This window comes from Aquirufa lenticrescens (assembly GCF_019916085.1).
GTDB classification, from domain to species: Bacteria; Bacteroidota; Bacteroidia; order Cytophagales; family Spirosomataceae; genus Aquirufa; species Aquirufa lenticrescens.
On the sequence record NZ_CP049834.1, the window covers coordinates 1 to 12,112 of the forward strand.

Annotated in this window: 10 protein-coding genes; 8 read left to right on the forward strand and 2 right to left on the reverse strand. The window is 39.8% G+C overall.

Features of this window, described 5'->3' with window-relative positions; genetic code table 11:
* Positions 1 to 40: 40 nt before the first annotated feature.
* On the forward strand, positions 41 to 1,471 hold the full coding sequence (gene dnaA, locus G9X62_RS00005) for a chromosomal replication initiator protein DnaA (protein ID WP_223130795.1): 1,431 nt from the start codon (positions 41 to 43) through the stop codon (positions 1,469 to 1,471).
* Positions 1,472 to 1,523: 52 nt separating this feature from the next.
* Here the strand turns inward: dnaA and recA are convergent, their stop codons facing one another.
* Positions 1,524 to 2,582 (reverse strand): recombinase RecA, encoded by a 1,059-nt coding sequence (gene recA / locus G9X62_RS00010; RefSeq protein ID WP_223130796.1) that lies wholly within the window; start codon positions 2,580 to 2,582, stop codon positions 1,524 to 1,526.
* A gap of 126 nt (positions 2,583 to 2,708) precedes the next feature.
* Here recA and G9X62_RS00015 point away from each other — a divergent pair, with 126 nt between their 5' ends.
* Complete coding sequence (locus tag G9X62_RS00015) at positions 2,709 to 3,500, forward strand: DUF3108 domain-containing protein (protein WP_223130797.1); 792 nt, start codon at positions 2,709 to 2,711, stop codon at positions 3,498 to 3,500.
* Here G9X62_RS00015 and G9X62_RS00020 read toward each other — a convergent pair.
* Positions 3,476 to 4,765: a cryptochrome/photolyase family protein gene (locus G9X62_RS00020; protein ID WP_223130798.1), complete on the reverse strand. Its 1,290-nt coding sequence runs from the start codon at positions 4,763 to 4,765 to the stop codon at positions 3,476 to 3,478. The two genes, G9X62_RS00015 and G9X62_RS00020, sit on opposite strands and share 25 nt — an antisense overlap.
* A gap of 120 nt (positions 4,766 to 4,885) precedes the next feature.
* Between G9X62_RS00020 and queA the strand changes: the two genes are divergently transcribed.
* The 6 genes from queA (at position 4,886) to G9X62_RS00050 (ending at position 12,108) form a co-directional block, all read left to right on the forward strand.
* The gene (gene queA, locus G9X62_RS00025) at positions 4,886 to 5,938 is read left to right on the forward strand and encodes a tRNA preQ1(34) S-adenosylmethionine ribosyltransferase-isomerase QueA (protein ID WP_223130799.1); all 1,053 of its coding nucleotides are present in this window, start codon (positions 4,886 to 4,888) and stop codon (positions 5,936 to 5,938) included.
* A 20-nt stretch (positions 5,939 to 5,958) separates the two neighbouring features.
* Positions 5,959 to 6,624, forward strand: coding sequence for a 2-C-methyl-D-erythritol 4-phosphate cytidylyltransferase (locus tag G9X62_RS00030; RefSeq protein ID WP_223130800.1), 666 nt, complete (start codon positions 5,959 to 5,961; stop codon positions 6,622 to 6,624).
* Between the two features lie 3 nt (positions 6,625 to 6,627).
* Positions 6,628 to 9,003, forward strand: coding sequence for an efflux RND transporter permease subunit (locus tag G9X62_RS00035; protein WP_223130801.1), 2,376 nt, complete (start codon positions 6,628 to 6,630; stop codon positions 9,001 to 9,003).
* On the forward strand, positions 9,004 to 10,185 hold the full coding sequence (locus G9X62_RS00040) for an MFS transporter (protein ID WP_223130802.1): 1,182 nt from the start codon (positions 9,004 to 9,006) through the stop codon (positions 10,183 to 10,185). It abuts the gene before it with no gap.
* On the forward strand, positions 10,175 to 10,357 hold the full coding sequence (locus G9X62_RS00045; RefSeq protein ID WP_223130803.1) for a hypothetical protein: 183 nt from the start codon (positions 10,175 to 10,177) through the stop codon (positions 10,355 to 10,357). The genes G9X62_RS00040 and G9X62_RS00045 overlap by 11 nt, the downstream gene beginning before the upstream one ends.
* A gap of 128 nt (positions 10,358 to 10,485) precedes the next feature.
* Positions 10,486 to 12,108 carry an NADP-dependent glyceraldehyde-3-phosphate dehydrogenase gene (locus tag G9X62_RS00050; RefSeq protein WP_223130804.1) on the forward strand — a complete coding sequence of 541 codons (1,623 nt, stop codon included), beginning with the start codon at positions 10,486 to 10,488 and terminating at the stop codon, positions 12,106 to 12,108.
* The last annotated feature ends 4 nt before the right edge of the window (positions 12,109 to 12,112 follow it).

Here is a 12,112-nt window from a genome sequence, read left to right on the forward strand (position 1 = left end):
TTAAAAATTCACCCTAAGAACTGTTTTACCCATAAAATTAATGCAACTCGAAGTAAGAGACTTGTGGAATAAATGTCTGAATATCATCAAAAATGATATCTCAGAGCAAAGTTTCGCTACTTGGTTTGCCCCTATCGTTCCGCTTAAATTCCAAAACAATACATTAACCATCCAAGTCCCTTCACAATTCTTCTATGAATGGTTAGAAGAGAAGCACGTGTCGGACTTAAGAAAGGCAATCGATTTAACGATTGGTCGCCAAGGAATGTTGGAGTATTCAATCGTTGTAGACAAAGGAGATCGCAAGAATCCACCGATCACTTTCAATCTTCCTCCTACTAATCAAGCTCAAAATCAGCAGAATAAGCCTAGCAACTTCCCTAACCCAGCGAAGAGTCCTTTTGAGTTAAAAAACTTAGATTCTTTAGAATTAGATTCTTATTTAATTCCAAAATATACCTTTGATAAATTCATCGAAGGAGATTGCAATCGCTTAGGTCGTGCTGCGGGCATGGCTGTAGCTAACAAACCTGGATTAACAGCCTTCAATCCATTGATGATTTACGGTGGTGTAGGTTTAGGTAAAACGCACTTAATCCAAGCCATTGGTAATCAGATTAAAGATTCCTACCCAGATAAGTTTGTCCTTTACGTTTCAACAGAGAAATTCACTAACCAGTTTGTGAATGCTATTCGGAATAATTCTATCGAAGCCTTCACTAATTTCTACCTACAAGTAGATGTTTTAATTATTGATGATGTTCAGTTCTTGTCTGGTAAAGAGAAAACACAAGAGACTTTCTTTAATATCTTTAATCACCTTCACCAATCAGGCAAGCAAATTATTCTTTCTTCAGACAGGGCTCCTAGAGATCTGGCTGGAATGGAAGATCGTTTGCTATCAAGATTCAAATGGGGACTAACCGCTGATTTACAGCAGCCCGATTTTGAGACCAGAATTGCCATTATTCAAAAGAAATTGCAAGAAGACGGTATTCAAATCGACTTTGATGTGTTAGAATACTTAGCTCATTCGATTCAAACCAACGTTCGTGAATTAGAAGGCGTGATCATTTCATTAATGGCTCAAGCTTCTTTAACGCGTAAGGAGATTGATTTAGAATTAGCTAAATCTACTTTAAAGAGCATCGTTAACGAACAAGAGAAGGAATTAAGTGTTGAAAGTATCTTAGATGTAGTAACAAATCATTTTGATGTGGATTTAGATACCTTACGTGGCAAATGTCGTAAGAAGGAAAATGTATTCCCTCGTCAAATAGCGATGTACATGCTCAAAGAATTAACGAATTTACCTTTGAAATCGATTGGTTACCATTTTGGAGGAAGAGATCATAGCACCGTTATTCACGCAGTGCAGGCGGTTTCTGAAGCAATGGAAACCGATCAAAGTGTCGAAAAGACCATTCGAAATCTTTTCACCCGATTTAATCTCAAAGGAGTTCAATCATAAAAAAAGCGACTAATCTACATTAGCCGCTTTTTTATTGAATTTGGATTATTGCTTATTCAGCCACAGCTTCCATATCTAATAAGGCACTATCATCCACTTTTACTTTATCCTTTATTTTCGCCTCAAGTTCTTCCATTAATTCTGGATTATCCTTAATCAAGTCTTTCACTGCATCGCGACCTTGACCTAAACGATTTCCATTGTAGGAGAACCATGAGCCTGATTTATCGATGACGTTTAAATCCACTCCTAAATCAAGAATTTCGCCAGCTTTCGAAATACCTTCGCCATACATAATGTCGAATTCAACTACTTTAAATGGAGGCGCTAATTTATTCTTCACCACTTTCACACGTGTTCTATTACCTGTGATCGAATCTGCACTTTCCTTGATTTGACCTGCACGACGGATATCCAGACGAACAGAGGCATAGAATTTTAAAGCATTACCACCGGTAGTTGTTTCAGGAGAACCGAACATCACACCAATCTTATCACGTAACTGATTAATGAAAACACAGCAACAGCCTGTTTTATTAATAGTACCTGTTAGTTTACGAAGTGCTTGAGACATCAAACGAGCTTGAAGACCCATCTTCGAATCCCCCATCTCCCCTTCAATCTCCGCTTTAGGAACTAAAGCGGCTACGGAGTCAATGACAATAATGTCAATAGCTCCAGATGAAATCAAATGTTCTGCTATTTCTAAAGCTTGCTCCCCATTGTCTGGTTGAGAGATTAACAGGTTCTCACAGTCGATACCTAATTTCTCTGCATAGGAACGATCAAAAGCGTGCTCCGCATCGACGAAGGCGGCTAAACCACCTGCCTTCTGCGCTTCCGCAATCATATGCAAAGTCAAGGTTGTTTTTCCAGACGATTCTGGGCCATAGATTTCTACTACACGACCTCTAGGTACACCGCCAATTCCTAAGGCTAAGTCTAATCCCAATGAGCCCGTTGAAATAACTGGCACATCCATCACTTTACTATCTGATAAACGCATAACGGTACCTTTCCCGTACGCTTTATCTAATTTCTCTAACGTAGTTTGTAAAGCTTTTAACTTTTCAGCCGCTAGGCCTTGCGCATCACTAGCTTGTTTCGCCATTTTCGTATTTTATCTAAAAATTTATGGGGCAATCGACTATATTTGTTTTATCGTTTGGCCTATACAAAAATAGAAAATTGCCTCTAATTTTTTATACAATCAATTGATAATAAATTGTGCTTTGTCGTGAAAAATCAGACTCTTGTTATTTTTCTATTCTTATGTTCTTACTTGAGCCTTTTCGCTCAAGAAAATAATGCATTAGTCTCTGGCGAAAATCTAAAATACCGAATCCATTTAGGGTTTATTAATGCAGCAGAGGCAACGATTAAAAGCAGCCCAAACACTTTCACCATTGATGATCAAATCGTGCGTAAGGTAGAAATAGAAGGAAAGACTACTGGCGTTTTAGAGTTATTCAGTCCGTTAAGGGATTATTGGTCTGCTCAAATCGATACAAAAACCCTTCTTCCTATAAAGACTGAAATGCGCAAACGTGAAGGGCGCTACCGCAAGGAGGAAACCGTTCTGTATCAAATGGACAAAGGTTTTGCGAAAATAACCTCTCCACAAAACAAACCGGTAACCAGTACGATGGCGGGGCCTAAAGATTTATTAGATCTCATCTCTGCTTATTATTTCTTGCGAAGTAAACCCGTGGCAGACAAGAAACCAGGTTCTAAATGGTCCGCGCAGGTATTAGTAGATAGTAAAATTTATGAACTGGTATTAGTGGTGAAAGCGAAAGAAACCATTGAAACGGAAGCAGGGAAACGATCAAGCATCAAAACCAATATTCTTTTGCCTAAAAATAATTTATTTAAAGAGGAGGATGCGATACGTTTGTGGATCAGTGACGACGAATACCAGGTGCCGTTGAAAGTCCAAGTCAACTTAAAAATCGGTTTTTTAACCATCGACTTAGTCGATTATAGTATTCAAGGCAAGAAAATCTATTTTCCTAAGGCCTCCTTATAAGCGGCTAATACTCGGCCGCGCGCAAACTCGTGATTGACGATAGGTGCAGGATAGGTCAATTCTTGTAATTCAGGGACCCATTTTTTGATGTAGGCCAAAGATTGATCGAATTTTTGCGTCTGTAGAGTGGGATTAAAGACTCTAAAATAAGGAGCCGCATCACAACCCGAACCTGCTGCCCATTGCCATCCCCCATTATTTGCTGCAAAATCAAAATCCAATAATTTCTCTGCAAAATAAGCTTCTCCCCAGCGCCAATCGATTAATAGATGCTTCACTAAAAAGCTCGCCACAATCATTCTCACTCGATTGTGCATAAAACCAGTGGCATTCAATTCTCGCATCCCTGCATCAACAATCGGGTAACCTGTTTTCCCTTCACACCAGGCCTTGAATTCCTCTTCGTTATTGCGCCAGTTCATACGATCGTATTCTTTTCTAAATGAATGTCGTTCAGATATATGTGGAAAATGATGCAGAATATTAAAATAAAAATCACGCCAAATCAATTCATTCAACCAAACTTCGGACTTTCCTAATGCCTGACGAACTAAAGAACGAATTGACACCGTTCCAAAACGCAGATGCACCGAGAGTCTGGATGTTCCTGGTTTGGCAGGAAAATCACGGTCCTGAGCATAGGATTTAATCAACTCATCCGCCACAATGGCCTGAGGGAAAAGTAAACCAGATGGCTGAAAACCAATATCAGATAATGAGGGAATGCTAAACGTCGCAGAAACATAATTTCTACTAGCAGAGGAAGGAAAATTAGGCAGAACAATTTCGGCTAATAAGGCTTTCCACTTGCGGGAATAAGGCGTAAAAACGGTATAGGGCGTACCAGCACCTGACAAAACCTCGTCTTTCTCAAAAACGACTTGATCCTTAAACGTTTTGAATTCTACCCCTTTTTCTTTGGCGAACGAGCTTACTGCTACATCGCGATCCAAACCATACCGTTCGTAATCGTGATTGGTATAGATACGGGCCACATCCCATTCGTTCAATAACTCTTTGAAGATATCAATAGGATTACCGTGTTTGACACAAAGATGACCTCCTATCGCCTCACTTAACTGTGTGATTGATTGATGAATAAACTCCACTCGGCCATCTTTTTTAGAAGGTAGTCGATCTAGGATGTTTGTGTCAAAAATAAAGAGAGGAAGGACGGGATCTTTTTCAGACAAGGCTTGGAATAATCCTGCATTGTCTTCAATTCTTAAATCACGTCTAAACCAAAATATGGAAACTTTTTTCATCCTCTATGTATCTTAAAGGGGTAAACTACGCAGATTCTAGATTGTTTCAAAAATTTACCTTGACAAGCCCCCCTTCAATATGGTATATTTGTAGATTATAAATATTCAAACCCGCTGAGAATGAAATTATCTGAATTCAGATTTGATTTACCCCAAAACTTAATTGCTCTTAACCCTACCGAGAATCGCGAAGATGCGCGTATGATGGTGGTTAATCGTAAGAATAAGACGATTGAACATAAGAAATTCACGGATATCATCGACTATTTTGGCGAAGGTGATGTCTTAGTTACAAACAATACAAAAGTTTTCCCTGCTCGTCTTTACGGTAACAAGGAGAAAACAGGAGCTCAAATCGAGGTCTTTTTATTAAGAGAATTAAATAGAGAACACCGTCTTTGGGACGTATTAGTAGATCCAGCTCGTAAAATCCGTGTGGGTAATAAATTGTATTTCGGTGATTCTGACCTAGTGGCTGAGGTTATCGACAATACCACTTCTCGGGGACGTACGATTCGTTTCCTTTACGATGGAGATCATGATGCATTAATGCAGGCCATCCATGAATTAGGCGAAACACCACTTCCGGACGAGATTCGCTTTAAAAGAGCAGCGACTGAAGATGACCGCGATCGTTTCCAAACTATATATGCAGAGCACGTAGGTGCGGTGGCGGCTCCTACAGCGGGTTTACACTTTTCGAAGATTGTTATGAAGCGTATGGAATTAAACGGCGCTCAGTTCACTCCTATTACTTTGCACGTCGGTTTAGGTACTTTCCGTCAGGTGGATGTAGAGGATTTGACCAAACACAAAACAGATTCAGAACACTTTATGATCGACGATTCGACTTGCAACTTTGTGAACGAAGCAATCGACAATAAAAAACAAGTATTAGCAGTAGGAACAACCGTTATGAAGGCTTTAGAGTCTTCTGTATCAGCTAGCGGCCACTTAAAGCCTATTAATAGCTGGACAGATAAATTCATCTTCCCTCCCTACGAATTTAAAATCCCTACAGCTTTATTAACGAATTTCCACCTTCCAGAATCGATTCTATTAATGATGGCATCGGCATTTGGTGGTCACGAGTTAATCACGGAAGCGTACAAACAAGCCATCAAAGAGAAATACCGTTTCTTCTCGTATGGTGACGTGATGTTAATCATCTAATTGAAATAATCGGGTTTGCTTTGAAAAAATATGCCATTATTGTCGCAGGGGGTTCCGGTCAGCGTATGCAGAGTGCGGTCCCGAAGCAATTTTTGCTTTTGCAGGGCAAACCCGTTTTATACCATACCCTCGCTGCCTTTTACCAGGCAGATGCTACCACAGAAATAATTCTGGTATTACCAGTTGATCAATTTTCCTACTGGGAAACGCTAGTTGCAGGATTACCACCTATTCCACATCGTTTGGTCGCTGGAGGCAATTCCCGGTTCCAAAGTAGTCAACATGCGATTCAAACCTTGACGGAAGACGGAATGGTAGCCATCCACGATGGAGTAAGACCCTTAATTGATCCTGACTTGATTACTGCTAGTTTTAAAGCGGCTTCTGAAAAAGGGAATGCGGTTTTAGCTGTAGCTTCTAAGGATTCTGTTCGGTTTTATTCATCTGATATGGATGCCTTTAAACACTTAAATCGTGAATCAATTCGTTTGATACAAACTCCCCAAATCTTCTCCGTTAAAGACTTACAAGAAGCCTTTCAACAAAGTTATTCGGAGGATTTCACCGATGATGCACGTGTAGTAGAAGCTTTAGGAATACAAATTAACCTAGTAGAAGGATCTTATAAAAATATCAAAATCACCACACCGGAGGATTTGTTATTAGCTGAGGTCTTAATGAAATAATCTATGAAAAACGCTTGGAATTGGATTGGAAAGAGCATCCTACAGTTTAAATTTACCCTATTAGGATTCATTCTTTTACTGACGATTGGCTTAGGATTTAAGGCAAGCCAAATCCAACTTAGCTATGAATTAGCCAAGATCCTTCCTGCTTCAGATGAGCGTTTTCAACTCTACGAAGGATTCAAGAAGAAATATGGAGAGGATGGTGCTGTCATGGTTATCGCAGTCGAAAATCCTCAAATATTTAGCCCAGTCGAATTTAAGGCTTGGCGTGATTTGAGTAATGATGTCAAAAAGCAAGCAGGTATCAAGAATGTACTTTCCCTGGCGACATTGCCAGAATTATACATTGATTCCGTTGAGAAGAAATTCAAAACGCGTCCTTTATTAGATAGTACATTAACTTTAAATGAGAGCAACTTAGTTGCCTTTAAATCAAAATTAGACCAACTACCTATCTACAAAAACTTCCTTTACACGGAAGACCTGAAGACGCATTTACTGTTGATTACCTTAGATCAAAAGGTCATCAATGATAAAGGACGCATTACTTTGGTCAGAAAAATCAAAGCGTTAGGCGAGCAATACCAAGCAAAAATGAAGCATTCGGTGCATATGACAGGTATGCCTTTCATCCGCACCGAATATACATCGCAAGTAACGAAGGAATTAAGCTTGTTTTTGGGTTTAGCCATCCTGGTAACTTCATTAATCTTGTTGTTCTTCTTCCGCTCTTTTCAAGTCGTGTTCTTTGCGAATATCGTGGTCTTGGTGGGCATCGTGGCTTCATTAGCGACTATTGTGTTCTTTGGATTTAAGATCACGCTTCTATCTGGTTTAATACCTCCACTTATTGTCGTGATCGGAATTCCGAATGTGATTTTCTTATTGAATAAGTACCACGAGACCTATTTAGCAGGCAAAAGCAAGGAAGAATCCTTAATCGAAAGTGCATCAAAAGTGGGGAGAACGTTATTCTTAGCTAATTTGACTACTTCGATTGGTTTTGGGGTTTTTGCCTTTACGGGATCAGCTTTGTTAGTTGAGTTTGGGATTGTGGCCGCGTTGAATGTGATGATCACCTTCTTTGTTTCGCTAGTATTGATTCCTATTTTCTTTAGTTTTTTAGCTCCTCCACAGCAGAAAGATTTAGCGCATTTCGAGTCAGTGAGAGTGAACAAATTCTTAAACCGAGTGGATATTTGGGTGCTACATCACCGGAAGTTTATCTATGGGTTCATTTCGATCGTGTTAGTTATCTCTTTCTATGGCCTGAGTAAAATTCAAGCCGTGGGTTATATTGTGGACGATTTGCCACGGGATAATGCCATTTTTACGGATTTAAAGTTTGTAGAAGATCGCTTTAAGGGCGTCATGCCTTTTGAGGTGAATATCGATGCGTTTGAAAAAGGGAGAGCGTTGACGCCGGAGCTTTTGGCCAAAATAAAACGAACTGAAAAATTAGTTGCTAAGTATCCAGAATTCACCCAAGGCCTTTCCATTCTGACGGCCACTAAATACTTGTATCAAGTATACCGCGGCGGAGATCCTAAATACTTCACTTTACCGGGAATCGATGAATTAGCTAAGCTAAAAGACTTTCAATCGAGTCTTGATGGCAAAAACAACAATTTATTTGCTGGGTTCATCGATAAAGACAAACGTTTCACGCGCATCAGTTTCCAAATGCAGGATGCCGGAACGGTACGTACAAAACAATTATTTGATGAGATCCAGCCTAAAATCGACAGTATTTTTAGAACCGATATCGAATCGGGCGAATTACTCCCGAAAGGTGATAAAAGAGGTTACCAAGCCGATGTGACAGGTAATTCTGTGATTTATGCATTCCAAACAGAATACTTGCAAGTCAACCTCATCGAAAGTACCATTACAGCTATCATTTTGATTTGCATCCTGATGGCACTCTTATTCCGTTCATGGAAAATGGTATTAATTTCTACCCTACCGAGCTTAATTCCATTGATTATAACAGCTGGTCTGATGGGGTACTTCGGAATCGCATTAAAGCCTAGCACGATTTTAATTTTCTCCATTGCTTTCGGTATTTCCAGTGATGGTACCATCTATTTCTTGACTCGCTACAAAGAAGAGTGGGGTAAAAACAATCAAAACGTTCAAAGAGCCGTTCAAACGACTATTTTAAAAACAGGGGTTTCGATGTTCTACACAGCCATGATCCTGTTCTTTGGCTTCTTTATATTTACGGCATCTACTTTTAAAGGAACGCAGGCCTTAGGTATTTTGGTTTCAGTCACTCTATTGATGGCGATGATTTGTAACTTGATTTTATTACCAGCCTTCTTATTAGGATTAAATAAAAAAGAGATTTCCACCATTTTAGAGGAGGATTTGTAAATGGCTGAGACTAAACCTTCCTTATATACACTATCCTTCTTTTTGCTTTGCTTGAGCAACTTTTTGTTTTCAGCTAGTTTTTCGATGATAATTCCTGAATTACCGGATTATTTAGCGAGCCTCGGTGGAAAAGAATACATAGGCTATACCATTGCCTTATTCACGCTAGCTGCGGGATTATCTCGTCCCTTTTCAGGTAAATTAACCGATCATATTGGACGTATACCCATCATGGCCTTCGGTTCGCTTGTTTGTTTTATCTGCGGCGGACTTTACCCGCTATTGCATACTGTCCAGGGGTTTTTATTTCTACGTTTTATTCATGGAATGTCTACTGGGACTAAACCCACTGCAACGGCAGCTTATGTAGCAGATGTCATCCCGGAAGACCGCAGAGGAGAAGCTCAAGGTAGTTTAGGCATCTTTACAGCGACTGGAATGTCCATTGGGCCTGCGATAGGCAGTTTCTTAGCCTCAACATATGGTTTAGACCAAATGTTTTACATCTCATCCGTCTTTGCCCTAGCCTCCATCCTCATTTTAAGTCGAATGAAAGAGACGCTGCCAAAGGCTATGAAATCACGATTCAGTCTCTCCCTATTTCGGATTGGTTGGAAAGATGTGTTTGAACCCAAAGTCATTCCCGTTTTTTGGGTAATGCTGTTCGTGTCCTTTTCTGCTGGGGCGATGATTACCTTGATTCCTGATACTTCAAAGGTGGTAGGATGGTCAAATAAAGGCTTATATTTTACGATATACACCATTTCTTCTATTGTAATTCGGTTCTTTTTTTCCAAAGCGTCGGATCAATATGGACGAATTCCGGTGTTGATTTTTGGCTGCTTTATGCTAAGTCTTTCGATGTTCTTACTCGTATTTTCAGCCAATTCTTATCTTCTAATTGCTTCTGCTGTCATTTATGGAATCGCCTGGGGATTCAACACGCCTACTTTAGCAGCCTGGACCAATGACCTAGGCGACAAAAATCACATGGGTCGCGCTATGGCCACGATGTATATCGCCTTAGAGGCAGGAATAGGCATAGGCGCCTATGTTTCAGGCGAAATTTACCAAGGAGTGGCGAGCCAAATTCCTATTCCCTTTTTACTTGCCGCCTTATTATCTTTATTAGCTTTTCTCTTATTGTGGACAAAAAAACGAAATTGGACCTATGGAATTTAGCGAATACTTAATTCAAAAAAACATCTGTTCCGCTAGTTTTTCAGCGGCAGAACCAGCTCTCTTTCAAAACTGGTCAGAGGCATTTAATCTTCTTCACCCTGCTAGCTTCACCGAACAAAATAAGTTCATCATCAATAAAATCAGAAGAAAATATCCATTGAAAAAGGAGTAATTATTAACATTTATTGCCTTTATATTAGTAAATAACCGGAAAAACGTTGTACTATTCAAATAATAGATTCAGTCAAATATTTGAAATGTACTAAATCCGGAAATTTGTAAAAATTAATATCAAAGACAATGCCAGAAAGCAATTTGCAAAACCTATTCCCTGTTGCGGGGGAAATCCCTAAAGAATACGATCTTACGCAACCTATTGAACAAAAAGAATATTTGGTCAATGGCGAGATGCGTCAATGGAAAGGCAAGACGCAAGACGTTTGGTCTCCTATCTACGTGAAAACAGACAAAGGTTTCGAGCAAAAACGTATTGGCTCCTATCCAATCACGGATGCGGCAGATGCGATGGAAGTTTTGTATGCTGGTGTTAAGGCTTATTCCAATGGCCGTGGCGAGTGGCCGTCTATGACGGTAGCACAACGAATCGAATGCGTGGAGAAATTCACTCAAAAAATGATTCAAAAGCGTGACGAGGTAGTCAAATTGTTAATGTGGGAAATCGGTAAATCACTAGGTGACTCTCAAAAAGAATTCGACCGTACGGTTCAATATATTTACGATACGATTGGTGCCTTAAAAGATATCGATCGTACTTCTTCTACTTTCTTAATCGAAGAAGGAATTATCGGGCAAGTAAGACGTTCCCCATTAGGCGTGGTACTTTGTATGGGACCATTTAACTATCCGTTGAATGAAACCTTTACTACGTTGATCCCAGCATTAATTATGGGAAATATCGTCTTATTCAAACCACCGAAACACGGTACTTTATTACATTACCCATTACTTGAGGCGTTTAAAGATTCATTCCCTGCAGGTGTTATCAACACACTTTACGGACGAGGAAATTCGATTATCCCTCAGTTAATGGAATCAGGTAAGATCGATGTATTAACTTTAATTGGTTCTTCTAAAGTAGCGGATAAATTAAAGAAAATGCACCCGAAAGTAAATCGTCTACGTGCTATTTTAGGCCTCGACGCTAAGAATGCGGCGATCGTAACAGAAAGTGCTGATTTAGAATCGGCAATTAACGAATGTTTACTAGGATCACTATCTTTCAATGGACAGCGTTGTACAGCCGTGAAAATCATTTTCGTTCACAAATCGTTAGTTGACAAGTTTAATGAAGGTTTAGCGAAACGAATTAAAGCGCTTAAATTAGGTATGATGTGGGAGTCAGGCGTTCAAATCACTCCACTTCCGGAGCCAAACAAGCCAGCTTATTTAACTGAATTAATTGAAGATGCGAAGTTGCACGGAGCTAAAGTAATCAACGAACATGGTGGAGAAAACTTCAAATCCATCTTCTTCCCTGCGTTGTTGTATCCAGTTAACAGCAAAATGAAGGTATGGCATGAAGAGCAATTTGGCCCAGTGGTACCGGTTGTTCCATTCGAAAGCCTAGATGAGCCAATTGATTATATCCACGAATCCTCTCACGGGCAACAAGTGGCCATTTTTGGAACGGATGTTAATCAAATTTCCGAATTAATCGATGCGACAGTAAACCAAGTTTCGCGCGTGAACATTAACGCTCAATGCCAACGCGGACCAGACTCCTTCCCTTTCACAGGTCGTAAGGATTCTGCTGAAGGAACGCTTTCCGTTACAGCGGCTTTACGTTCATTCTCGATTCGTACTGTGGTCGCTACAAAAGCTACCCAATCGAACAAAGATATCGTAAATGCGATCGTAGAGAACCAACAATCGAATTTCCTATCGACAAGATTTATTTTGTAATCAG